The organism is Duganella phyllosphaerae (assembly GCF_001758785.1).
In the GTDB taxonomy this organism is placed as follows: Bacteria; Pseudomonadota; Gammaproteobacteria; order Burkholderiales; family Burkholderiaceae_D; genus Rugamonas; species Rugamonas phyllosphaerae.
Genome location: NZ_LROM01000081.1, coordinates 58,830 through 83,562, shown reverse-complemented (window position 1 = coordinate 83,562; position 24,733 = coordinate 58,830). Strand labels below are relative to the sequence as shown.

The 24,733-nt window shown below is 64.0% G+C and carries 16 protein-coding genes; 4 read left to right on the top strand and 12 right to left on the bottom strand.

Annotated elements, in window-relative coordinates; translation table 11 throughout:
- The 7 genes from DUPY_RS11335 to DUPY_RS11305 all read right to left on the bottom strand — a co-directional run.
- The coding region (locus DUPY_RS11335) for an FAD binding domain-containing protein (RefSeq protein WP_070248064.1) at nucleotides 1-813 on the bottom strand (813 nt) is incomplete at its 3' end.
- Complete coding sequence (gene paoA, locus DUPY_RS11330) at nucleotides 810-1,460, bottom strand: aldehyde dehydrogenase iron-sulfur subunit PaoA (RefSeq protein ID WP_070248083.1); 651 nt, start codon at nucleotides 1,458-1,460, stop codon at nucleotides 810-812. The genes paoA (DUPY_RS11330) and DUPY_RS11335, both read right to left, overlap by 4 nt.
- A 12-nt stretch (nucleotides 1,461-1,472) precedes the next feature.
- Nucleotides 1,473-2,681 carry an MFS transporter gene (locus DUPY_RS11325; RefSeq protein ID WP_070248062.1) on the bottom strand — a complete coding sequence of 403 codons (1,209 nt, stop codon included), beginning with the start codon at nucleotides 2,679-2,681 and terminating at the stop codon, nucleotides 1,473-1,475.
- Nucleotides 2,682-2,792: 111 nt separating this feature from the next.
- Nucleotides 2,793-4,055: a pectate lyase gene (gene pelA, locus DUPY_RS11320; protein WP_229255330.1), complete on the bottom strand. Its 1,263-nt coding sequence runs from the start codon at nucleotides 4,053-4,055 to the stop codon at nucleotides 2,793-2,795.
- Nucleotides 4,052-5,662, bottom strand: coding sequence for a DUF5060 domain-containing protein (locus DUPY_RS11315; protein WP_229255329.1), 1,611 nt, complete (start codon nucleotides 5,660-5,662; stop codon nucleotides 4,052-4,054). Before DUPY_RS11315 ends, pelA begins: the two co-directional genes overlap by 4 nt.
- Before the next feature lie 2 nt (nucleotides 5,663-5,664).
- On the bottom strand, nucleotides 5,665-7,494 hold the full coding sequence (locus DUPY_RS11310) for a glycoside hydrolase family 28 protein (protein WP_070248057.1): 1,830 nt from the start codon (nucleotides 7,492-7,494) through the stop codon (nucleotides 5,665-5,667).
- Nucleotides 7,495-7,499: 5 nt separating this feature from the next.
- Entirely contained in the window at nucleotides 7,500-10,361 is a 2,862-nt protein-coding gene (locus DUPY_RS11305; protein WP_070248055.1) for a TonB-dependent receptor domain-containing protein, read from the bottom strand.
- Between the two features lie 444 nt (nucleotides 10,362-10,805).
- On the opposite strand from DUPY_RS11305, the gene DUPY_RS11300 reads away from it, so the two are divergent.
- Nucleotides 10,806-14,711, top strand: coding sequence for a beta-galactosidase (locus DUPY_RS11300; RefSeq protein WP_229255328.1), 3,906 nt, complete (start codon nucleotides 10,806-10,808; stop codon nucleotides 14,709-14,711).
- Between the two features lie 173 nt (nucleotides 14,712-14,884).
- On the opposite strand, the gene DUPY_RS11295 is transcribed toward DUPY_RS11300, so the two are convergent.
- The 5 genes from DUPY_RS11295 to DUPY_RS11275 form a co-directional block, all read right to left on the bottom strand.
- Nucleotides 14,885-16,435, bottom strand: coding sequence for a TerC family protein (locus tag DUPY_RS11295; RefSeq protein ID WP_070248053.1), 1,551 nt, complete (start codon nucleotides 16,433-16,435; stop codon nucleotides 14,885-14,887).
- Between the two features lie 201 nt (nucleotides 16,436-16,636).
- The gene (gene paoC / locus DUPY_RS11290; RefSeq protein ID WP_070248051.1) at nucleotides 16,637-18,835 is read right to left on the bottom strand and encodes an aldehyde oxidoreductase molybdenum-binding subunit PaoC; all 2,199 of its coding nucleotides are present in this window, start codon (nucleotides 18,833-18,835) and stop codon (nucleotides 16,637-16,639) included.
- A gap of 3 nt (nucleotides 18,836-18,838) precedes the next feature.
- Nucleotides 18,839-19,792 (bottom strand): FAD binding domain-containing protein, encoded by a 954-nt coding sequence (locus DUPY_RS11285; protein WP_070248049.1) that lies wholly within the window; start codon nucleotides 19,790-19,792, stop codon nucleotides 18,839-18,841.
- Nucleotides 19,789-20,457 (bottom strand): aldehyde dehydrogenase iron-sulfur subunit PaoA, encoded by a 669-nt coding sequence (paoA, locus tag DUPY_RS11280; protein ID WP_070248078.1) that lies wholly within the window; start codon nucleotides 20,455-20,457, stop codon nucleotides 19,789-19,791. The genes DUPY_RS11285 and paoA (DUPY_RS11280) overlap by 4 nt, the downstream gene beginning before the upstream one ends.
- A gap of 135 nt (nucleotides 20,458-20,592) precedes the next feature.
- Nucleotides 20,593-21,441: a ferritin-like domain-containing protein gene (locus DUPY_RS11275; protein WP_070248047.1), complete on the bottom strand. Its 849-nt coding sequence runs from the start codon at nucleotides 21,439-21,441 to the stop codon at nucleotides 20,593-20,595.
- Between the two features lie 207 nt (nucleotides 21,442-21,648).
- On the opposite strand from DUPY_RS11275, the gene DUPY_RS11270 reads away from it, so the two are divergent.
- The 3 genes from DUPY_RS11270 (at nucleotide 21,649) to DUPY_RS11260 (ending at nucleotide 24,717) form a co-directional block, all read left to right on the top strand.
- Complete coding sequence (locus DUPY_RS11270; protein ID WP_070248045.1) at nucleotides 21,649-22,167, top strand: PRC-barrel domain-containing protein; 519 nt, start codon at nucleotides 21,649-21,651, stop codon at nucleotides 22,165-22,167.
- A gap of 155 nt (nucleotides 22,168-22,322) precedes the next feature.
- Nucleotides 22,323-23,753 (top strand): circularly permuted type 2 ATP-grasp protein, encoded by a 1,431-nt coding sequence (locus DUPY_RS11265; protein ID WP_070248043.1) that lies wholly within the window; start codon nucleotides 22,323-22,325, stop codon nucleotides 23,751-23,753.
- A gap of 10 nt (nucleotides 23,754-23,763) precedes the next feature.
- Nucleotides 23,764-24,717, top strand: a complete 954-nt coding sequence (locus DUPY_RS11260; RefSeq protein WP_070248041.1) for an alpha-E domain-containing protein — start codon at nucleotides 23,764-23,766, stop codon at nucleotides 24,715-24,717.
- Nucleotides 24,718-24,733: the final 16 nt, after the last annotated feature.

The following is a 24,733-nucleotide window of genomic DNA, read 5'->3' as shown; positions in this document are numbered from 1 at the left end:
TCCGGCCGGCACGCGCCACGGCTGGTGCGCCACGCCGCCAACGGCCACACGGCCGGTGCCGTCCTGATGCACCACGGCCGCCACCGAGACCAGCGCGAATGCGTACGAGGCGCGGTCGCGCACCTTGCGGTACACATGGCGGCCGCCGAGCGGCTTGGGCAACGTCACGGCGGTGATCAGTTCCGCCGGGCGCAGGTTGGTGTCCAGGTTGGGCGTAGTGCCGGGCAGGCGATAGAAGTCGGCGATGGGAATGGCCCGGTTGGCGCCGTCCGGGTTGACCGTTTCCACCACCGCGTCCAGCAGCCGCATGGCCACGGCCATGTCGCTCGGGTGCGTGGCGATGCAGGCGTCGCTCTGGCCCACGATGGCGTGGCCACGGGTAAATCCGCCGAGGGCGGCGCAACCGGTGCCTGGCGCACGCTTGTTGCAGGCCTGGTTGGTATCGTAGAAATATGGACAGCGGGTGCGCTGCAGCAGGTTGCCGGCCGTGGTGGCCTTGTTGCGCAGCTGCGCGCTGGCGCCGGCCAGCAAGGCCCGCGACAGCACGCCGTAATCGCGCCGCACGGTGGCATCGGCCGCCAGGTCGGTATTGCGCACCAGGGCGCCGATGCGCAGGCCGCCCTCGGGCGTGGCTTCGATGCGGTCCAGGCCCAGGCCGTTGACGTCCACCAGGTGGGCCGGCGTTTCGATCTCGAGCTTCATCAGGTCGAGCAGGTTGGTGCCGCCTGCAATGAAGCGCGCGCCGGGAGTGCGGGCCGCGACGGCTGCCGCTTCGGCAACTGTGGCGGCGCGTTGATAGGTAAAGGCTCTCATGAACGGCTCCCTGCCACCTCGGTGATGGCGTCGATGATGTTGGAATAGGCGCCGCAGCGGCAGATATTGCCGCTCATCCGCTCACGTAGTTCATCCGAGGACAGCAACGGCTGCACCGTCAGGTCCGCGGTGACGTGGCTCGGTACGCCGCGTCGGATCTCGTCGATGGCCGCCACGGCCGAGCAAATCTGGCCGGGCGTGCAGTAGCCGCACTGGAATCCGTCGTGCTTGACGAACGCGGCCTGCATCGGATGCAGCTTCTCCGGCGTGCCCAGGCCTTCGATGGTGGTCACCTCCGCCCCTTCGTGCATCACCGCCAGCGACAGGCAGGAATTGATGCGGCGGCCATCGACGATCACCGTGCAGGCACCGCACTGACCGTGGTCGCAGCCCTTCTTGGTGCCGGTCAGGTGCAAGTGCTCGCGCAACGCGTCGAGCAAGGTAGTGCGGGTGTCCAGCGACAGCGTGTGCGGCTGGCCGTTGATGCGCATGGTGACGGTGGACTGCACCGGGGCGGGCGTGGTGGCGCTGTTTTCAACCGCTGCGCCCTGCCCCGCCGCCATGGCTGGCAGCGCGGCGGCAGTGGCCGTGAGTGCGCCGCCGATCAGGATTCCGCGCCGGGTGTTGTCGATCTCTTGGTCGTTCATGGTCATCCTTGTTTATTTGATTGAAGTGGCCAGCGCCACCGAAGTTTGTGCGCCGGCGCGCGCCGCCAGCACTGATGCGACACTCGCGACCACCAGGATCACGGCAGCGAGTTCGAACGTGCCGCGATAGCCGCTTGAGTCGAACACCAGGCCGCCCGCCATGGCGCCGAGCATGATTGCCAGCTGCACCACGGCCACCATCAGGCCGCCGCCGGCTTCCGCGTCTTGCGGCAACGTCCGGGCCAGCCAGGTCCACCAGCCGACCGGCGCCGAGGTGGCCAGCAAACCCCACAGCGCGAGCAGCACGGCGGTGGCGGCGACCGACGCGCCGAAGGTCATCAGCGCCAGGGCCACAGCGGCCATCAGCAGGGGAATGGCAACCAGGGTGCGGTACAGGTGATTGCCCAGCAGGCCGCCGATCAGCGCAGTGCCGGCAAAACCGGCCACGCCCAGCGTCAGCAACAGCAGCGACAGGGCCGAGACGCTGGCGTGGGTCACGGTTTCCAGGAACGGGCGCAGGTAGGTAAACAGCGCGAACTGCCCCATGAAGAACAGGCTCACGGCCAGCATGCCCAGCGCCACCTCGGGGCGCTTGAGCAGGCTGGGAAGGCTGGCCGGTTTGACGGTGGTATCGTTGCGCATGGGCGGCAGCGTCACCAGCTTCCACACGAATGCGATGAGCGCGACCGGGATCACGCACAGGAAAGCGCCGCGCCAGCCGATCAGGGAACCGAGAAAACTGCCGGCGGGCGCCGCAATCACCGTGGCCAGCGCGTTGCCGCCATTGAGGATGGCCAGCGCGCGCGCGATCTTGTCCGGCGCTACCAGCCGCATCACCGTGGCCGCCGACAGCGACCAGAAGCCGCCGATGGCCACCCCGATCAGCGCCCGGCCGACCATGAACACCAGGTAATTGGGGGCGAACGCCACCACGGTACCGGAGATGATCATCAACATCGACATCCCCAGCAGCAGCAACTTGCGGTCCATCTTGCCGGCCATGCTGGTGATGAACAGGCTGGTGAGCAGGGCAAACGCGCCGGAGATGGCGATGGCCTGGCCGGCCTGGCCTTCGGTGATGTGCAGGTCGGCGGCGATCGGCGTGAGCAGGCTGACCGGCATGAACTCGGAAGCGACCAGTGCGAACGCGCCCAGCGACATGGCCAGCACAGCGCCCCAGGACGATGCGCCAGCGGGGGCGCGACGAGATTTGATGGGCATAACAGGATCCTTTGACTGCACAACTCGGAGAGCCTGTATGCTAAATGCTCATTCATGCGGAAAACGGCATGAATATTTGATGCCCTTATGAGCTTAATTCATCAATTGCTGTTACTTGACTGCCGTCGAAACCTTGCCCGTCCACTTGGCATACTTGTCCAGCGTCGATGCCGGATTGTTCACGTACCACGCGTAGCCGGCGCGGCGCTCGGGCGAGAGTTCGTTGACGTCGGTGTGGATGGTGCGGTCGCGGTCACCAAAAATCGGGCGCATGGTGGCGACGTCGTAGAACCGCGCCCACAGGGGGCCGGCGCCCGCTTTCGGTGCCAGGCTGGCGCCTTCTTTTGTCCGCGTCCATTCCTGGTCATGGATGGCCACGCGCTTGAGCCAGGCCGCGCCGGCGTCCACCGCCGTGACGATGGCGCCATTGGGCGCCGGATCGCGCATCAGCACATTGAGCAGGCGTGCGCTCTCCACGCTGGTGAGCGCGATCGGCTCGAAGTTGCGCGCGCCGACCGGGGCCAGTGTCAAGGGGTCGTGCTGCTGGCACCAGGCGGTCAGTACGCCCCCCGCCTTGATCTGGCTGGCGACGATCACGCGCTCGGCCTGGTCGCGCGCCTGCGCGGCGCGCGCGGCCAGTTCCGGCGCCACGAAACCGTAGTCGCCCTGGCGCAGCGCCACGTCTTCGAGCAGGTCGGTGACATTGGCCAGCGCATTGTCGTTGTAGGTGATGGCGTCGTGGTAGCCGCCTGCCAGCGGATATACCTGCGGGAAGCCGCCATTGGGATACTGCGACGTGAACAGGTATTCCATGCCGCGCGCGAAGGCGGCCTTGTACTCGGCCTTGCGCGCGCCATGGCCGGCGGTGATCACCCGCGCCAGGAAACGCAGTTCCGTGATGGTGGCGTCATTGTCAATGGTGCCGACGTACGACCACCCCTCCGGCTTGCCGGCGTCGCCGTGCACGTACGCTTCGCCTTTCTGGCGCGGCGGACCGCTGCGGTTGACGTTCTTGCCCCAGCCGCCGGCCGGGGTCTGGTAGCTGACAATGTTGTCGGCCACGCGCAGCGCGTCGGCGGAGCCGTACCAGGGGGCCGGATTCTTGAGCGGCATGCCGTTGCCAGGTTTTGGCTCGGCAGCCGGCACGGCGGCCGAATCCACGCGTTCGGCCGCCAGCGCCGCCTTGTCGGCCGCCATCAGGCCGCGCGACCGATCGAGATACCCCTGCCACACCGCGCGCTGGTCGGGCGGGAGCGCCGTCAGGCGCGATTCGGTCAGCGCCTGCGGGGTTTCCATCTTGCCGATCACTTCGGCGTGAACCGTGCCGGTGGCCAGCACAATAGCAATGGCCGCAGCCAGCATCTGTCGTTTCATTTATCAGACTCCTCAGGGACGCGCACGATGCGCAGCGCCATGTACGGACGGCCCGGCAGCGCAACGCTGCGGCCATCCCTGTCGGCGAACGTGTAGTCGTCGCGTTTTTTAATCTCGAACACGCCAGCCACTGGCGTCACCGTCATGTTCCAGGTATCGATCACTTCCACCCTGAAGCGCATGCCATCCTTCAAACCGGTCTTGAACAGTGCAAACGGCCAGCTGGTCGGCTGCGCGTGGTTGAAGTACCCGAGATAATACTCGCCATGCTTGCCGGCGAACGGATAATCCTGCCACTTGTCGATCGGCTCCAGGCCCTCGGCCGGGCTGGCGGCCAGGATCTTGCGGAAGAACGCCAGCCGGGGCGCGCTCTGGCCGCGCAGCACGCCGCCCTTCCCCAGCCAGATTTCGCCCTTGCCGCTGGTGTCGGTATAGATCTCGCTGTGGCCCACGTAGGTGCCGGCGACCGCGCCATTCCAGAAGCGCAGCACCATTTCTTCGGGCGTGAGCTGGCCCCAGCGCTTGGTCCAGTTGCCTTCGTATTTCACTTCGTCGAACACCACCGGCTTGTTATACACGTCGCGCAGCAGCACTGCGCGCTCCGGGTCTTCGGTGGCGGCGCCGTGCTGGATGCTCACGTGCGTGACCCACGGCTTGTTGTGGTCGTAGAAGCGGAACGCGTTATGGATCGAGCGCAGGTGATTGTACGGATCGGCCGCCTGCACGATGCGGAAGTAGCGGTCCCAGTCGTCGGTCTTCTTCTCGGTGAGGAAATCGTACTCGTTGGCCATTGACCACCAGACGTTGCGGTACGCGGACAGGCGCGCCACCACGTAGCGCAAATAGCGGTCGTCGACCGCGGCCGGCATGCGGTCGAAACCCCAGCGGCCCTTGTCATAAGGGTGGAACAGGATCAGGTCCGCCTCGATGCCGAGCGCGCGCAACTGCGCCACGCGCTGATCGAGGTTGCGGAAGAAGACCGGATCGAAACGGCCAAAGTCCCAACCGTGCGGCGGTTTGCCGGCGAATGGAAAATGCTGGCCCGCCACCTGGTCGTCATTGTTGGGGAAGATCGCCATGCGGATCTTGTTGAATGGCGCCCCGGCCAGGGTTTTCAGGGTTTGTTCCTGCAATGCCGGGCTTTGGTGGGTCCAGGCATAGCTGGTGGTGCCCACCTGCCAGAACGGCGTACCGTCGGCGTAGCCGAAGTGGAAGGTGTTGCGCACCGTGACCGGGCCGTGGTTGCCCGGCGCCGGTTGCACCGCCGTGAACTCGCCGCGCTTGCCGTGCAGTGCGGGCGCGTTGGAGCGGGTAGCGTAGCGCCAGGCGCCCACCGTGTCGGGCATGAAGCGGATTTTATAGACGCCGTCCCCGTCGTAAAAGCCCGGCACCAGCAGTTCGCGCCCGTCCTGGCGGAATACGGCCGACAGTTCCACGTCCGTGAAAGGATTGCCGGTGGCGGGTCCGGTGAAGGACAGTTCGAGCGTCCCCCAGCGCTCCACCGGCCCGGCAGCCGGCGCCACGCCATATTGGTTGTCCGCTGCTGGCGCGGCGATAGCACCGGCGGCCAGCGCCGCCAAGAACATCATGCAAACACGTCGCTTCATGCCTACCCCGACAGGTTTTCGTCGTAACGCTTGTCGCCGATGACCACGTTGCGCAGCGCGATATTTTTGGCGTTATGGATGAACCACGGCTGCGCCGCATTGACCGGCGTGCCGAAGTCGCAATCGCTGATGGTCACGTCGGTGACCGGCAGGATCTGCTTGCTGTCCGGGCCGTTGTAGCTGTGCCCCACGGGACCCAGCACCACGAAGGCCTGGTAGCAGCCAAACGCGCCTTCGGCGGTTTTGACGTTGGTCACCCGGATTTCCGAGATGTGCACGTGCGAGACTTCCGGTGGCCGGCTGCGGATCAGGTCGAATGCCGGTGCGTAGTCGCAATCGAAGGTGATCACGGCGCCGCCACCGGTAGGCACGGTGCCCGCCTTGACCGGGCCGCCGGCAATCGGCTTGTAGAAGCCGGGTTTGAGGCGCACACCATTGGGCAGCTTGACGTCCCGAACGTAGAAATGGCGCAGGAAGCCGCCGCGGTTCATATTGGTTTTCAAGCGCACCACGGTGTTGAGCGGGTCGGTCTGCCAGTGCTGGTTGCGCACGTCCAGGTGCTGGGCGTACACGTGCTCGATCCCGGCCGACATTTCGCTGCCCAGGGTGACGGCGCCGTGGCCACTGTTCATCACCGAGTTCTGGATCACGACATTGCGGGTAGGCCCGTAATTGGTGTCGAGGTTCTTGCCCGCCTTGATGGCAATGCAGTCGTCGCCGGTATTGAACCAGCAGCCGTCCACCAGCACGGTGTCGCACGATTCCGGGTCGAAGCCATCGGAGTTCGGGCCGATGCTCTCCATGCGCACTTTGGAGAAATGCACGCGGCGGCAGTCAACCGGGTGGTGGATCCAGAATGGCGTGTTGATCACCTGGTAGCCCTGCATCAGCACATTGTCGCAGTCGATGAATTCGACCATGCACGGGCGCAGGTAGTGACCGAGGCCGAAGATGCGTCGTTCGACCGGCACGCCGGCTTCGGACAGCGCAGGCAGGAATTTTTCGTCGCTGCGCCAGTCGGGCGCATCGCCCTGGATGCGCGCCAGCACGGCGGCGTCCAGCTTCGGCGCCAGCTTCGCCAGCGATTCGGGATTGAGCGGGTTGTTGCGGCCCTGGTGCATGGCGTCGGGGTTCGGACCTTGCCGCGCACCTTTGGGGTTCATGCCCCACCAGCCGTTGCCGCTGCCGTCTTCGAACGGCACGCCGGCCTGGCCATCGAGTTCGCTGGTCCAGTCGGCGCCGGTAATGGCGATATTGCGTTGGCCGCGCGCGTACACGAGCGGCGAGAAATTGAGGCAGTCGTTGCCCTGCCAGCGCGACAGCACCAATTTACCATTGGCGCCGCAGTCGTAGTCGCCATCGCGTGCGTAGTCGCGCGGATCGGCGGAAAAACGCACCCGCGCCCTGGCCGCCAGGTGCACGCACACGTTCGACAGCAGCACGATCGGGCCCTTGCAGTACCAGTCGCCGGCAGGTACCAGCACGGTGCCGCCGCCGGCCCGGTGCACGGCCGCAATGGCAGCACGCAGCGCTGGGTAGCAGTCGTGGGAACCTGGTACGGGGGTGAGGACTTTGCCTTTGGCGTCGATGGTGGGAAAGCCATCGACCGCATGCAGCTGGCACGGCTTGGCGCCGTGACTGGTGATGGAAACTTCGCGCTGCGAAAAATCGAGCGGCCTGGAAAATTGATCGATGATGCCCTGGGCATAAGCCCAGGGATCCGCGGGGGCCGACCTGGCGGCTGACGGCGCGCCCGCCACCGAAGCGGCGGCCATGGCGGCCGCCCCTTTCAGCAAACGGCGCCGTCCCTGGTATGGAGACGGTTGATTCATGATGCTTAGAACTTGTATTCCACCGACATGCGGTAAACACGGCCCAACATGTCGGCCATACTCGTCACGTAACCGCCGCTATAGGTGCTATTGGAGGTCAGTGGCGGGAATTCCTTGGTGATGTTGTTCACACCGAGGGTGATGGTAGCGTTGGCAATGCCGGTGTAACGCACGTTCATATTGAACTGGCTATAAGCATCGACCTTGGTCAGGGTCGAACCAAGACGCGGCGTCAGGTCGCGCACGCTGGTGTTATAGCGGTGCGACAGCGTGGTGCGGAAGTCGCCATAACCCCAGCCGATCGACGCCGTGTGCTTCCAGCGTGGATTGATCTGTGGCAGACCGGCCAGGCCGGCGTTCGGACCAGCGCTGCCGTAACGGCCGTCGTTGGTGATCACGCCGACGTTCTGCAGCCAGACGCCGTCTTTCTCGCCCTGGAATTCGTTCTTCTGGTACCAGGTGCCATCGAGCTTGGCGTCGAACGTGCCGGCGGCCGTTTTCGGGAACCGGTAATTGGCCGAAATGTCGGCGCCGCGAATGCGGGCCATGCCACGGTTGGCCTGGCTGGCGACGATGTGATCGATCAGGCCATCGGGACCGCGCAGGATCTGGTCCTGGTACTTGCCCGGATTTTGCTGGATTTCGGCGATCGACACGGCGCCCAGCACGTCACGCATTTTCAGGCCCCAGTAATCGACGGTGATCGACAGGTTCTTGATCGGTTCCAGCGCGAAGCCGTACGAGAACCCACGCGATTTTTCCGGTTTCAGGAAGCTGTTGTTCGGCGACTTGGTCCAGTAGCTGGTCAGCACGTTACACACCTGGTCGGCGGAACGGCCTGCTACCGGCGTGCCGGTGCCCGCAACGGTCGGCTGCGCGCTCGGGCACAGGACCGGATCGTCCATCTGCTGGGTGCGCACTTCGGCGGTCGGGTTCTGGATGTCCATGATCGACGGCGCCCGGAAACCGGTCGACACCGAACCACGCAGCACCAGCGGCTGGTATGGCTGCCAGCGTGCGGCCAGCTTCGGATTGATGGTGGTCGTATCGAGGTCGTCGTACTTGTCGGCACGGACGGCGGCGTTCAGCAGGAAGGTGTCGGTCAGTGGCGCATCGACTTCGGCCAGGATCGAGGAGATCTTGCGCTTGAGCTTTTTGGCCACGCCTTGCGGCACTTCGCCAACCAGGTCTTGCTGCAGCACGTTACCGGCGGCGTCGAGGTTGTAGGTGCCATCGGCGCGGCGGGACACGTAGTCGAGCGGCGCATTGAACGTGCGGGCGCTGTCTTCGCGCAGTTCGCCGGAGACGGCCAGCGTCAGGTCGCCGCCACCGAGCTTGTACAGGCCCTTGGACAGGGTCAGGTCGATGCTCTTGTTGTAGGCCTTGTTCAGGCGGTACGTGTAGTCCTTGGCGACGGTACTTTGCAGGTAAGCGGCGCCGGCTGCATCCTGGGCGCCGAACGGATTGATGATGCCACGGTTGATGCCGTCCTGTACCTTCGAATACAGGACGTAGCCGTCACCGGCCATGGTGTTACGCTCGGCCACGCCGTAGTTGGCGCCGGCGCGGTAGTCCCAGCCCAGCACTTCGCCTTCGGCCGTGAGCACCAGCCGCTTGTTGGTCTGCTTGTCGTTGCGGTAGGCCGAACCGAGTTCCGCCGGACCCCACTGGAAGTAGATCGGACGGTTGGCCATGTTCAGGTTGGCGACGGTGCCCGGCGTTTTGGACTGGTCGATATACATGGTCGGGGTGCCGGTGGCGCCGTTGTTGCTGCCCGCTGCATTCAGTACTACCGGAACGTTCGGCGTGATGCCGCGGCCAGGATAGAAACGGCTGGTCGATGGCATCGAATACGTGGTGAACGGATTGGTTGAACCCGGAACCTGCATTCCGCGGAACTTCTGCACGGTGAACTCGGAGTTCAGCACGTCCATGTCGATCTTGTGGCCGCCGGACAGGTTGAAGCTCAGGCGACCGGACATGGTGGTGATCTTGCTGCCGTCGGTGACCGCGTTGAAGTACAGCGGATTGCGGTAGCAGCCAGGCGCGTAGGTCGGCGCTGCGGCGGTGCTGAGGTTGCCCAGCGTTGGCAGCGAGGCAGGCGAGTTACAGCCCGAGGCATACGCGGGGTTGTAGTTCGAGTTGGCAGCGCGGGTGAAGCCGAAGTTGGCCAGCGGATTGGCGTTGCGGCCTTCCGGCTGGATGCCCAGGCCCAGCGACCGCAGGATTTCCGGATCGTGCTGCTCGGGACGGTCGCCCTGCATCAGCGCCGATTTTTCCTGGTGGTCGATGGCGAAGTAGGCATTGAAACCATCCTGGCCCAAGTCGCCGAAGCCGCCGATGGCGCCGAACGACTTGGTGGTGCCGCCGCCGTGCATTTGCGGTGCGGCGAATTCGCCCTTGAGCGCCAGGCCTTTGTAGCCGCGCTTGGTCCAGAAATTCTGCACGCCGCCGATGGCGTCGGCGCCATAGATCGACGCGGCGCCGCCGGACAGGGTTTCCACGCGATCGAGCGCCATGCGCGGAATCACGTTGACCGAGACGTACTGGTCCTGCAGCGGTTCATTGGCCAGGCGGCGGCCGTTGAGCAGGGTCAGGGTACGCATCGGGCCCAGGCCGCGCAGGTTGGTGACCGGGCCGGCCGCGCCGGTGTTGGTGCCCAGCGACAGCGACTGCGGCTGTTCGAGGACCAGGTCTTTCAATTCGGTGTGGCCGCGTGCTTCCATTTCGGCCGACTTGATGGTGGTCAAAGGGGTGGCGCCTTCGTCCGCAACGCGGCGGATCAGCGAGCCGGTCACGACGACCGCTTGTACCTGCGCCGCCGGGGCTTCGGCTGGAACGGTCTGGGCGTAGGCCTGGCCGCTCATTTGAAGCAGTGCTACAGAAATGCAAACTGCCATCGTCGCCCGACGCAGTGGTGGGGTGGATTGATACTGCATGTGTCTCCTCCGTCCTGGATTTTATAAATTGGTTGGATCGGTTTAATCTTCTGGTAAACCAATCTTAGAATTGGTCGGACCAGTTTTTTTAGTATGCACGTAGTTGCTCAATAGGTCATTAGTCTTTGCAAGGTTGTTGTGGAAATGCATCACTAAATTGGAAAACGATTAACCCAGTGCGCTGCCGTGGCGTGTCTGGCGTAATTCGGGCTGGAGATGAAATACGTTTTTCACGGATTTTTACTATCTTCCGGGTAGTTACCGGTTGGGCTGGCTGTTCAAATCACTCAACTAATTGATCGGCGGGCCAATTTTTCATGCTCTGTAACCATTTATCATGAGCGCTCGGTATCTATCACTATCACAGGATCCATGCTCATACTTCCTCCACGCTTTTCCGGACGTCGCGTCCCCGTCTCCCGGCTGTTCCATACCGGCCTGACCGCCCTCGGCGGCATGTCGCTCGCACTTGGCTGCATGGCGCAGGAACTCGGCATTCCGCAGGCATCGGATGCCAACCGCCCGGCCAACGCCGCCAGCACCACTGCCAGCACCACCGTCCAGGCCGCCAACGCCCAGGCGTTCGTGCTGGCCGCCGTCAACCTGGCTTCGAACAATGCGCTGAGCATATTTTCATCGAACGACGGCGTGACCTTCACCTCGCTCGCTTCCGAGGCGTTCCAGCCCGGCCAGGGCGCCGGTGGGGCCAGCAGCGCCACGCTGCGCGATCCGGCCATCGTGCGCCACAGCGACGGCTATTATTACGTGGTGTATGCCACCGGCAGCGGACTGGCCCTCACCCGCTCGCAGGATTTGAAGCGCTGGCAGTTTGTGCGCGACTTGCCGGGCACCGCCGGCACGACGCGCTGGTTGCGCGACAAGGATGGCGCCCTCAAGCTGGTAGCCACCTCCGGCACGGGCAAGGTACAACTGCTGAGCGCCAATGCCGACCTGTCGCAATGGTCGGCCCCGGCCCCGCTGGCGGGCTTGCCGGCTGCCAGCGATGCGGTGGTCGTGGCGACGGACGACGGTTATGCGGCCCTGCTGCGCGATGACAAGACCGGCTTGCTGCGGCTGGCCACGGCCAAGGTACTGGCCGGCCCCTGGACCGTGGTTTCGCTAGCCGACGCCGAGAGCTGGGGCGGTACGGCAGGCGGCCAGTCGCTGGTCAGGCTGGCCAACGGCAACTGGCGCGTGTATTTTACCGACGCGGTCGGAGCCAAATTGTGGTACGCCGACAGCGCCGACGGCCTGCGCACCTGGACCCCGAAGAAGGAGCTGGGCGGCGTCTCCAGCCTGCTGAGCAAGACCGCCGTGATGGCCGAAGACGGCAAGCAGTTCGCCGCGGCGACCAGGCCGAAAGGCCAGCCTAAAAAAATAAGCTGGGACGAGCATTCGATGATGGTCGATGGCAAGCGCATCGTGGTGTGGTCGGGCGAGATCCACCCGTTCCGCCTGCCCAATCCGTCGCTGTGGCGCGACGTCATCCAGAAGATGAAGGCGCTCGGTTTTAACGGCGTCGCCTTCTATTTCGACTGGGGCTACCACTCGTCGGCGCCGGGCGTGTACGATTTTTCCAATGTCCGCAACGTCGAGCGCGCGCTCGAGATCGCCGAAGAGGAAGGCATGTTCGTGATCGCCCGCACCGGCCCGTACGTCAATGCCGAACTGACCGGCGGCGGTTACCCGGGCTGGATGTTCCGCAACCGCGCCGAGGCCCGCACCGACGACCCCGTGTACCTGGCTGCCGTCGATGAATGGATGACCCAGATTAACGCCATCATCAACCGCCACCAGGCCACGACCGGCGGCGGCAACGTCATCGCCTACCAGCTCGAGAACGAACTGGGCAAGGTGGAACCGAAGCACGTGCGCCAGATGGAGCACCTGGCGAAAAAAGCCCGCGCCGACGGTTTGACGGTGCCGTTCTTCCACAACTCGGCCGGCCGCCTGCCCGACTGGACGCCGAAGAATTCCACCGCGCCATGGGCCAATCCCGGCCCCACCGATATGTATGCGTTCGACGGCTATCCGGGCGGCACCTGCAATGTGTTTGCCAGCGCGGCCGGTCCCAACCGCGCGCCCGACTGGGGCATCTACGGCAAGAATTCGCCGAAGATCGGCTCGCTGTCGTCGCCGAAGACGCCGGGTTTCGCGGCCGAACTCGGCGGCGGCTGGTTCGATTACTGGGGTTCCAACGGCACGTATCACTGCACCGCCGAGCGCCAGGGCACCGGCTACCAGCGCGTGTTCTACGGCACCAACCTGATCAACCGCATTACCATCCACAACGTGTACATGACCTTTGGCGGCACCTCGTGGGGCTGGCTGGCAGGCCCGGTGGTGTACACGTCCTACGATTACGGCGCGCCGATTTCCGAGGACCGCGGCTTGCGCGCCAAGGCGCTGTCGCTCAAGCAGCAAGGCATGTTCGTGCAGGCGGCCGAGCAGGCGCTGGCCAAGATGGACAAGGGGCCGGACATCAAGACCTCTTCGAACAAGGCCAAGGTCTATCACAACATCAACCCGGACCTGGGCACGCACGTGCTGTTCGCCGTGCACAGCCCGTCCGATCTCACCACCGACGACAGTTTTACCTTCGACCTGTCCACGGTTGACGGCAAGTACCAGGTGCCGCTGCGCCTCAATGGCCAGGACGCCAAGATGCTGCTGGCGAACTACCAGCTCGAGCGCCAGCACCTGGTGTATTCCACCTCGGAAATCCAGACCCATTTCGCCAACGGCGAGCGCGATATCGCGCTGCTGCACGGCCGCGATGGCGAAGCCGGTGAAACCGTGCTGCGTTTCAAGGGCGAGCCGAAGGTGGAAGTGCTGGCCGGCCAGGTGGTGTCTCGCTTCGACGCCGCCACGGGCGACCTCAAGCTGACCTACACCCACGACGGCCTGGCGCGCGTGCGCATCACTGGCGGTGGCCGCGCGCCGCTGCTGTTACTGCTGGCCGATAACCGCCACAGCCTGCAGTTCTGGACCCAGAAAACCCCGGCCGGCCAGGTCTTGCAGCTGACGCCAGCGATGGTGCGCACCGCCACGCTGGCGGACGGCAAGCTGGCCCTGACCGGCGACACCGCCGCCGCCAGCGAGTTGACCGTGTGGGGCCCGGCCTTTACCGCCGCCAGTTTCAATGGCGAAACCCTGGCGCTGGCGCCGCAGCCCGATGGCAGCATCAAGGCTGGCGCCCTGGCCGGTCCGGCAACGATCAAGCTGCCGGACCTGGCCGCCCTGCCCTGGTCGCGCCGGGTGGATAGCCTGGAAGCCCAGCCCGCTTTCGACGACAGCCAGTGGGCCAAGGTGGACAACCGCCCTTCTGCCGCGCAAACCTGGACCATGCCCGAGCGCGGTCAGCCAACCCTGGCGATGAGCGATTACGGTTTTCACCACGGCGACGTCTGGTATCGCGGCCGTGTCAACATCGTGGACCCGAAAACCAACCAGCTCGAACTGTTCTACGGGGCCGGCGGGGCGGGCATGGTGCAGGTGTGGGTCGATGGCAAGTTTATCGGCCAGGACGAGATGGACGTCGGCCGTTCGTTCCCGGAGACCACCGACAGCGTCAAGCTGTCGCTCGGCGACAAGTTAACGAAGGGTGAGCACATCATCGCGGTGATGGTGCGCAACAACTCGCACAACTGGAACCTGATGGCCGACGATTACCACCGCGAAGCGCGCGGGCTGATCGCCGCCTCCTTGACCAGGCGCGGCGGCCAGCGCTTCGGCGTGCCGATCGCGTGGCGCATCCAGGGCAACCTGGGCGGCGAACAGATCGCCGACGTGGTGCGCGGTCCGATGAACAACGGCGGCCTGTACGGGGAGCGGGCCGGATGGTACCGTCCGCTGTGGGAGCAGCAGGACAGCAAGACCGGCTGGGCGGCAGCCAGGCCGACCGCCGCGCCACCGGCTGCGGGCACCTACTGGCTGCGCACGTCGTTCGATCTCGATTTGCCGAAGGACCATGATGTGCAGCTGGGCCTGGCGTTCGGCGATACGACCGTACCGCGCTCGGAACGCGAGAACCGCGCGCTGATTTTTGTTAATGGCTGGAATATGGGGCAGTTCATTGCCCACATCGGCCCGCAACGGGTGTTCGTGGTGCCGCCTGGCATCTTGAACCCTAACGGCGCCAACACGATTGCATTGGCGGTGACTACCGATGGCAAGCCTGGCAATGCGCTGGAGCCGGTCAAGCTGGTGAATTTGCGGACGGTGCGCGGTGGCGTGAAGCTGGAAGTGGTGCCGGGGTCGATGGCGCCGGCGAAGTAATCACAGTTAAGGGTTGTATACCCGTGGTACCCGCGAAGGCGGGTACCCAGGTTCCGTACAACGCGTCGAGATGCGTGCAAAATTGGATCCCCGCCTGCGCGGGGACGACGTTTTCAGCCTCAACGACGTTTTCAGGCTCACCGCACTCGGCGGCGATTTTCTTGCATGACAGTTCAGGCGGTTTCGCCTTGCGGATCGACACGGGTCACCAGCACCATCGCAATCCTGCGCTCCGACAACTCCGCCACCTCGAACCGCAAGCCATCGACCTCGATGGCCTGGCCCAGTTCCGGCAGCGTGCCGAATTGCTCCAGCATGAAGCCGCCCAGCGACGAGTAGTCGTCGGTTTCGCTGACCAGGGCATCGGTTTCCAGCACTTGCTGCAGGTGGTGCAGGTCGGCGCTGCCGGCCACGCGCCAGCGGCCCGGGCCTTCCACTTGCACTTCCGGCTGCTCGTCTTCGTCCGGGAACTCGCCGGCGATCGCCTCCAGGATGTCGATCGGCGTGACCAGGCCCACGATGGTGCCGTACTCGTCGGCGATCAGCACCAGCTGGCGCGAGCGCTTGAGCGTTTCCATCACTTTCAGCACGCCGCCGGCTTCCGGCATGATGATCGGCGCGCGCACGTATTCGTCGGTGATGTCCTGACCGGCGGCCAGGCAGGCCACCAGGTCCTTGGCGCGGACGATGCCGACCACGTTGTCCAGCTGGCCACGGCTGACCGGGAAAAAGCTGTGCGGCGTTTCCAGCAACTGGCCCTGGATGGTGGCGCTGTCCTGATCGAGGTCGATCCACGAAATGTCCGAGCGGTTGGTCATCACCGAACGAATCGAGCGTTGCGACAGGCTCAGCACGCCACTGACCATATTGCGTTCCTGCTCCTCGAACGCCGGCAATTCGACCGTGTCGCTGGTCGCTTCCGGCTCTTCACCGGCGACAGCGCGCTTTTTGCTGCCCAACAGGCGCAGCACGGTGTCTGCGGTACGGTCGCGCAGCGGCATGTGGGCATCCTTGCGCAGGAAGTTGCGGCGAGCCAGCTGGTTGAGGAATTCGATCACGACCGAGAAACCGATGGCAGCGTACAAATAACCTTTAGGAATGTGGAAGCCCAGGCCTTCGGCGATCAGGCTCAAGCCCACCATCAGCAGGAAGCTCAGGCACAGCACCACGACGGTCGGGTGGGCGTTGACGAAGCGCGTCAGCGGCTTCGAGGCCAGCACCATCACCGCCATCGAGATCACCACGGCAGCCATCATCACGGCCAGGTTGTCGACCATGCCGACGGCAGTGATCACGGCGTCGAGCGAGAACACGGCATCGAGCACGACGATTTGCGCCACGACCGCGCCAAAGCCGGCGTATTCGCGGTTGCCGGTGTGGACGTGGACCTTGCCCTCGACCCGTTCGTGCAGCTCGGTGGTGGCCTTGAACAGCAGGAACAGGCCGCCAAGCAGCAGGATCAGGTCACGGCCGGAGAATGGTTGCGAGGCGATATGGAATAGCGGCTCGGTCAGGGTGACCAGCCAGGACATGACAGACAGCAAGCCGAGGCGCATGACCATCGCCAGGCTCAAACCGATCAGCCTTGCCTTGTCGCGCTGCTCGGGCGCGAGTTTGTCCGCGAGAATTGCTATGAAGATCAGATTATCGATACCGAGGACGATTTCGAGTACGATCAGTGCGAACAAGCCGACCCAAATATTTGGGTCGAATAGCCATTCCATGCCTTGCCTTCCAGAGTTAAGAGGAGGCCATTGTAAACGATTCTGTCGGTACCACTACTTGTACCGGGTGCATGAAGGTCAGGAGATTGCTTTGAAAATCCTTAAATTTCACGCGTTCGGTCGCCAACTCTCCTTCAACTGACCCAGTTGAAAGAAAAATGGCGAGCCCCGAGGCTCGCCATCATGCGGACACCGCTGCGATCAGGCTTGCTGCGGCAGCTTGTCGATCAGCTTGTCCAGCGTGATCGGGTAGTCGCGCACGCGCACGCCGGTGGCGTTGTAGATGGCGTTGGCGATTGCCGCGCCGACGCCGCAAATACCGAGCTCGCCCACGCCCTTGGCTTTCATCGGCGACGAGATCGGATCGGTCTCGTCGAGGAAGATCACGTCCTGGTGCGGAATGTCGGCGTGCACCGGCACTTCGTAACCGGCCAGGTCGTGGTTGACGAAGAAGCCACGGCGCTTGTCCACCACCAAGTGTTCCATCAATGCCGCCCCGGCGCCCATGGTCATGGCGCCGATCACCTGACTGCGGGCCGATTTGGGGTTGAGGATGCGGCCGGCAGCACAGACTGCCAGCATGCGGCGGATGCGGGTCTCGCCGGTGTCGGCATCGACGCCCACTTCGACGAAGTGCGCGCCGAACGTCGATTGCTGGAATTTTTTGTCGAGGTCGCCGTATTCCATGGTGTCTTCGGCCATGATGTCGCCGCCTTCGGCTGCCTTGGCCAGGGAGGCGGTCTTGCCGCCGCCGCGCACGGCGCCGTCGATGAATTCCGCATCAGCCGGCAAGCCCAGTTTTTGCGCCACCGCCTCGCGCAGCTTGACGCAGGCGGCATACACGCCGGCGGTGGAGCTGTTGGCGCCCCACTGCCCGCCCGAACCGGCCGACACCGGGAAGTCGGAGTCGCCGAGCTTGACCACCACCTTGTCGATGGTCACGCCCATCATTTCGGCTGCGGTCTGGGCGATGATGGTGTAGCTGCCGGTGCCGATGTCGGTCATGTCGGTTTCCACCGTGACGATACCCTTGCTGTCGAGTTTGACGCGCGCGCCCGACTTCATGACCATGTTGTTGCGGAAGGCTGAGGCCACGCCATAACCGACCAGCCAGCGGCCGTCACGGACCTGGCCCGGTTGCGCATTGCGCTTGTTCCAGCCAAAGCGTTCGGAACCCACGCGCATGCACTCGACGAAACGGCGCTGCGAGAACTTGCGCTCGCGCTTGGCCGGGTCGTGGGTGATGTCGTTGATGATGCGGAAACGCACCGGGTCCATCTTCAGCTTTTCGGCCAGCTCGTCGATCGCAATTTCCAGCGCCATCAGGCCAGGCGCCTCGCCCGGCGCGCGCATGGCGTTACCTTCGGGCAGGTTCAGGACAGCCAGGCGCATCTTGGTCATGCGATTGGGGCCTGCATACAGCAGCTTGGTCTGGGCGGTGGCGGTTTCCGGCTGGCCGTCCGGCAGGTCACCGGACCAGCTTTCGTGGCCGATGGCGGTGATCTTGCCTTCGCGGCTGGCGCCGATGCGCAGGCGCTGGATGGTGGCCGGACGGTGGGTGGTGTTGTTCATCATGAACGGGCGCGGCAAGGTCAGCTTGACCGGACGGCCGGCCGCCCTGGCGCCAAGCGCAGCCAGTACGGCTTCGCAGCGCACGAACAGCTTGCCGCCGAAGCCGCCGCCGATGTACGGCGACACCAGCCGTACCTTGTCTTTCGCCAGTCCCAGCGTTTTGGCAACGTCGCCCTGGCCCCAGGCGATCATCTGGTTCGAGGTCCAGATGGTGACCTTGTCGCCATCCCATTTGGCGATCGACGCGTGTGGTTCCATCATCGCATGCGACTGGTCGGGCGTGGTGTAGGTCAGGTCGATGGACACCGGCGCGGCCTTGAAGGCGCCGTCGAAGTCGCCGACCTTGCTGTCGGCGTTGTCTTTGCCCGATGGCAGCTTGGCGCTGTCCTTGACCTTGGCCAGGTCATAGTCGCCCGCAGTTTCAGCGTATTTGACTTGCACCAGCTGGGCGGCGGCGCGCGCCTGCTCCCAGGTGTCGGCCACGACCACGGCCACGGCCTGGTGGTAGTGCTCGACGTCGGGACCGGCCAGCAGGTGGGCGGTGTTCATCTTGCCTTTGCCCAGCTTGCCGGCGTTTTCGTACGTGACGATGGCCAGCACGCCCGGCGACTTGCGGGCGGCAGCCAGGTCGATCGACGTGATCTTGCCCTTGGCGATGGCGGCGCCAACCACGTAGCCGTAGGCGGCATTCGGCGCCACCGCGTGCTGCTCGTAGGCATACGGCGCGGTGCCGGTGGTTTTCATGGGGCCGTCGATACGGTCGAGCGGCTTGCCGACGACCTTCATCTGGTCGATCGGGTTGGTGGTGGCGGGAGTGGTAAATTTCATGGCTTAGGCTTTCTTCGCTTCCGCCAGCACCGACGTAATCGTGCGCTGGACCAGGGTGATCTTGAAGGCGTTGTCTTCGGTGGTGCGGGCGCCGGCCAGCAGCTGGTCGGCCACCGCCTTGCCGCCTTGCGCCACGCTGGCGTCGCCGGCTGGCAAGCGCCACGGCTTGTGCGCCACGCCGCCCAGCGCCACGCGGCCGGTGCCGTCCGGCAGCACCACGGCCGCCACGGAAATCAGGGCGAACGCGTACGACGAGCGGTCGCGCACCTTGCGGTAGTAGTGCTTGCCGCCCAGGGGCTTGGGCAAGGTCACTGCGGTGATCAGCTCACCCGGTTCCAGTGCGGTTTCGATGTGCGGGGTCTTGCCCGGCAGGCGGTGGAAGTCGGCCATGGCGATGGTGCGCGTGGCGCCGTCGGCTTTCATGGTTTCTATCCGGGCGTCGAGCAATTGCATGGCAACGGCCATGTCGCTCGGGTGGGTGGCGATGCAGGCGTCGCTGGTACCGACGATCGCGTGCTGGCGGGAAAAGCCGCCGATGGCCGAGCAGCCGCTACCGGGCTGGCGCTTGTTGCACGCCTGGTTGGTGTCGTAAAAGTACGGGCAACGCGTGCGTTGCAGCAGGTTGCCGGCAGTGGTGGCCTTGTTGCGCAGTTGCGCCGAGGCGCCCGACAGCAAGGCGCGCGACAGCACCGCGTAGTCGCGCCGCACGCGCTGGTCGGCAGCCAGGTCGGTGTTGCGCACCAGGGCGCCAATGCGCAGGCCCCCTTCCGGCGTGACCTCGATTTTGTCGAAGCCGATGCCATTGACGTCCACCAGGTGGGTGGGCGCTTCGATTTCCAGCTTCATCAGGTCCAGCAGATTGGTACCACCGGCGATGAATTTCGCAGTCGGATGGCGGGCGATGGCCTTGGCGGCGTCGGCCGGCGTTTTAACGCGTTCGTAGCTGAAGGCTTTCATGCGCGGCTCCCGGCAACGTCGTTGATGGCGTCGATGATGTTCGAGTAGGCGCCGCAGCGACAGATATTGCCGCTCATCCGTTCACGCAGTTCTTCGCTGCTGAGCAGTGGCTTGGTGTTGAGGTCGGCGGTGACGTGGCTCGGGATGCCCTGCTTGATTTCCTCGAGCGCCGAGACGGCCGAACAGATCTGCCCGGGAGTACAGTAGCCGCACTGGTAGCCGTCGTGTTTCACGAACGCTGCCTGCATCGGGTGCAGTTTGTCTGGCGTGCCGAGGCCTTCGATGGTAGTGATCTTGTCGCCGTCGTGCATCACCGCCAGCGACAGGCAGGAATTGATGCGCCGGCCTTCGACGATGACGGTGCAGGCGCCGCACTGGCCGTGGTCGCAGCCCTTCTTGGTGCCGGTCAGGTGCATGTTTTCGCGCAGCACATCGAGCAAGGTGGTGCGGGTATCGACCTCCACCGCACGCGACTGGCCGTTGACGATCAGCGTGACCTTGTTCATCACCGGCGCAGCTGCTGCCGGGGCTGGGGCGCCAGCGCCGCCGCCGTTGCTGTTGTTTTGGGCGCCAGCCACCGAGGGTACGGCGGCCGTGGTGGCGGAAATGGCGCCTGCGATCAGCAGATCGCGCCGGGTGATTTTTACATCGCTGAGGTCGTTCATCATCGATTCGTCCTGTGGCTAGAGTGTGTTGGTGGTTCATCGACGACTTGTGGCCGGATGAGTCAAAACATCTTAATCGCATTGCCAGGACGACATCCGCACTATTGACTTGCGGTTGGTGCGACCTACGTAGAATTACTTGTTCGCGCAAAGGTCGGCGATTTCTTCCTCGGTAAAACCGGCCAGACGGCGCGCTTCGATGTTGAACGGTCCGCGCGGCACCGGCGCCCAGTATTCTTCGCACAGGGCGGCAAAGGTCGCGCGCGGTGCCAGCCCGCGCTGCGCACACAGGTGGCGGTACCAGCGGTTGCCGACCTCGACGTGGCCGATTTCGTCGCGCAGGATGATGTCGAGAATGGCTGCGGCCTGGTGGTCGCCGGCCTGGGCAATCTTGGCGCGCATCGGCGGGGTGGCGTCCAGGCCGCGCGCTTCCAGCACGCGCGGCACCAGGGCCATGCGGGCCAGCGCGTCGCCGGTGGTCTTGGCTACCATTTCCCACAGGCTGCCGTGGGCGGTGAAGTCGCCGTAGGCATAGCCGAGCGTGACCAGGTGCGCGGCCACCAGCGAAAAATGCAGGGACTCTTCTTCTGCCACCTTCAGCCAGTCGGTGTAGTAGGCGGCGGGCAGACCGGGAAAGCGCCATAGCGCGTCGAGCGCCAGGTTGATGGCGTTGAATTCGATGTGGGCCAATGCGTGGATCAGCATGGCGCGCCCCTCGACCGTGTTCATCGAGCGCTTGCCCAGGGCCGAGGGCAGCACCAGTTGCGGCAGGTCTGGCCGGCCCGGGATTGGACGGTCTTGCGGCGCTTGCAACTGCGCCGAAGGATCGGGTGTGCAGGCGTTGGCGCGCACGGCGTCCGCCATGGCGTTGACGGCGGCAACCTTCTCGAACGGGTCGGATTCCAGCAAGCACAGCAAGGCGCGGGCGCGCAGTTCGCCGCTGGCGGCGTGGGCGGCCTGGTATGCGTTGGATAGGGAGGGCATGGAGAGGCGAAGAGACAAAGCCGCGAGTGTAGCATCTTGCTATGTGCCGCAGTTACTCATCCTGGTCCTACAAGTCTGCCGCGCGTGCACCTATAGCCGATTGGGCAAGCGCGCCGCATCATAGGTCCTGTGCTGCGCTAAACATCGGCGAACAACGCCGAAGCCAGTGTGACTTCCCCCCCATCATCAGGACACCAGGAGACCACCATGAGCTACCTCGACCGCGACACCTATGGCATCTACAACACCGACTATGCCGACGCCGACAACGGCCCCGGCCCGCGCCTGATGGGCGCCGACACGCTGATCGGCGAAGACGTGTATAACCTGCAGGAAGAAGACCTGGGCGACATCAAGGAAATCATGCTCGATATGCGCCAGGGTAACGTGGCTTATGCCGTGTTGTCGTTCGGCGGCTGGCTGGGCATGGGCGACAAGCTGTTTGCCGTTCCATGGCAGGCGCTGCAACTGGACACCGTCAACAAGCGCTTCCTGCTAAATGTTTCCAAAGACCATCTGAAGAACGCCCCTGGTTTCGACAAGGACAATTGGCCCGATATGGCCAGCGCCGAATTTTCGACGCAAATCCATGACTTCTACGGTACCCAGCAAGCAATGCCAGGCAGCCGCACGGCCAGCGGCAGCGTGATGAGCGCTGGTACCGGCAGCCTGCAAAGCGATCCTGGCTACTCGAGCAGCCGTGGTACCGGGTTAGGCAACCTTTAAATCTCGGTCTGCCCATATAAAAGCACGCGTTATTCGCGTGCTTTTTTTTACTTTATGTACGCGCGGGTGGCATACTCTTCGTTTGCACCATAATTGTGCGGGACCTCTGGCATGTTTCTTGATATAACTGCTCCCAACACGGGAGAAGTTATATTATGGGAAAATTTTTTAATGAAATGACGGCCGATGGCCTGGCGCACAATGCCAGCGCCGAAGTGCGCGAGCATTACCGCGAGTTTTGTGGCTGGCTGCAACGGCAATCGCCCGACACGATCGAACGCAAGCGGGCCGAGGCCGATCTGACCTTCCGCCGGGTGGGCATTACCTTTGCGGTGTATGGCGACGACGCCGGCACCGAGCGCCTGATTCCGTTCGATACCATTCCGCGCATTATCACTGCTGCCGAATGGAAGCAGATGGAAGCCGGTCTGGTACAGCGTGTCAAAGCGCTCAATATGTTTATCCATGATATTTATCACGACCAGAATATCGTCAAGGCCGGGCTGATTCCGGCCGAGCAAATCTACAAGAACGCCCAATATCGACCGGAAATGCAAGGCATTAACGTTGCCTCCGACATCTATGCCCATATTGCCGGCGTCGATATCGTGCGTGCCGGCGAAGGCGAGTTTTACGTTTTGGAAGACAATTTGCGGGTGCCGTCCGGCGTGTCTTACATGCTGGAAGACCGCAAGATGATGATGCGGCTGTTCCCTGAGTTGTTTGCGCGCAACAAGATCGCCCCGGTCGATCACTACCCCGACATGTTGCTCGATAACCTGCGTTCGGTCGCACCGATGGGCATTACCGACCCGGTCGTGGTGGTGATGACACCCGGTATGTACAACTCGGCCTATTTCGAACACGCTTTCCTGGCCCAGCAAATGGGCGTGGAACTGGTCGAGGGCAAGGATTTGTTTGTCAGCGATAACACGGTATTCATGCGTACCACGCGCGGACCCAAGCGGGTCGACGTGATTTATCGCCGCCTCGATGACGATTTCCTCGATCCGCTGGCGTTCCGTCCCGATTCGTCGCTGGGCGTGCCGGGCTTGCTGTCGGTCTATCGCGCGGGCCGCGTCACGCTGGCCAATGCCATCGGCACCGGCGTGGCGGACGACAAGTCGATCTACCCGTTCGTGCCCGACATGATCAAGTTCTACCTGTCGGAAGAGCCGATCCTCAACAACGTGCCCACGTACCAGTGCCGGAAGAAGGAAGATCTGGCTTACACGCTGGCCAACCTGCCCGACCTGGTGGTGAAGGAAGTCCACGGCGCCGGCGGTTACGGCATGCTGGTGGGACCTGCATCGACCAAGCAGCAGATCGAAGACTTCCGCGCCCGCCTGCTCGCCAATCCCAACGGCTATATCGCCCAGCCCACGCTGGCCCTGTCGGCCTGCCCCACGTACGTCGAGAATGGCATCGCGCCGCGCCACATCGACTTGCGGCCGTTCGTGTTGTCCGGCAAGACCATCTCGATGGTGCCGGGCGGACTGACGCGCGTGGCACTGCAGGAAGGCTCGCTGGTGGTGAACTCGTCGCAAGGCGGCGGCACCAAGGATACCTGGATTTTGGAACGCTAAGGAGACACCCATGTTAAGCCGCACCGCCGATCACCTGTTCTGGATGGCGCGCTACACCGAGCGCGCAGAGAACACTGCCCGCATGCTGGACGTCAATGTGCAGACCTGCATGTTGCCGCAGTCCGATGAAGAAAACGCCCAGGTCTGGCGCGCCCTGCTCGGCATTTCGGAGCTGGAAGACCGCTTCGCCGAGCACTACGACACCCTGGCCGCGCGCGAAGTCATCGACTTCATGGTGCGCGACCCGGCCAATCCGTCGTCGGTGGTCTCGTGCCTGACCGAAGCGCGCGAAAATGCCCGCGCCGTGCGCGGCACCCTCACCACCGAGGTCTGGGAAACCCAGAACCAGACCTGGCTCGATATGCAGAAGCTGCTCAAGGGTAATATGCTGGAGGACGATCCCAGCAAATTCTTCGAGTGGGTCAAGTACCGCTCGCACCTCTCGCGCGGCGTCACCTTGGGCACCATGTTGCGTGACGAAGCGGTGCATTTCATCCGCCTGGGTACGTTTTTGGAGCGCGCCGACAACACGGCGCGCATCCTCGATGTGAAATTCCACAGCGGCACTGCGGCCCCGGCCGCGCGCGACGCCATGAACCAGCGCGATTTTTACTATTGGGGCGCGCTGCTGCGCTCGGTCTCGGGCTTCGAGATCTATCGCAAGGTGTACCGCGATGTGATCACTCCCGCGCGCATCGCCGAATTGCTGATGTTGCGTGCCGACATGCCGCGTTCGCTGCTGGCGTGCATGGACGAAGTGGTGCAGAACCTGGCCGAGGTACGCAACGATGTCTCGGCCGACACCGAGCGCCTGGCGGGCCGCCTGCGCGCAGCGCTGCAATTTGCCAAGATCGACGACATCCTCGAGGCGGGCCTGCACGACACCCTCACCCGTTTCCTGGCCGACATCAACCAGCTGGGCAATCGCGTCAGCCGCGATTTCCTGGTGCCACTGGCGGCCTGAGTGGCGAAAAAGGCGA